The following is a 284-nucleotide window of genomic DNA, read 5'->3' as shown; positions in this document are numbered from 1 at the left end:
GGATCCAGTACCGCGCCATCAGGAAGTCCTGGTAGCGGACCATGTCCAGCAGCGGCACGGCCGAAATCGCGGCCGCAAACAGGTCCGGACGCTGCGTCACCGTCGCTCCGGTCAGCAGCCCGCCGTTCGAACCGCCAGCGATGCCCAGCCTCTCGGGCCTGGTGTACCCGTTGGCGATGAGCCACTCGGCGGCCCCGATGAAGTCATCGAAGACGTTCTGCTTGCGCTCCAGCATCCCCGCGTGGTGCCACGATTCCCCGTACTCACCACCCCCGCGCAGGTTC

At 67.3% G+C, this 284-nt stretch carries 1 protein-coding gene; it reads right to left on the bottom strand.

The window, feature by feature from the left end; genetic code table 11:
• The coding region (locus MD536_RS21530) for a prolyl oligopeptidase family serine peptidase (protein WP_239603841.1) at positions 1-284 on the bottom strand (284 nt) is incomplete at both ends.

Origin of the sequence: Flavihumibacter cheonanensis (genome assembly GCF_022352215.1) — a bacterium.
GTDB classification, from domain to species: domain Bacteria; phylum Bacteroidota; class Bacteroidia; order Chitinophagales; family Chitinophagaceae; genus Flavihumibacter; species Flavihumibacter cheonanensis.
Note: the sequence above shows the minus strand (reverse complement) of the source record. Positions and strands in the feature narration are given on the sequence as shown.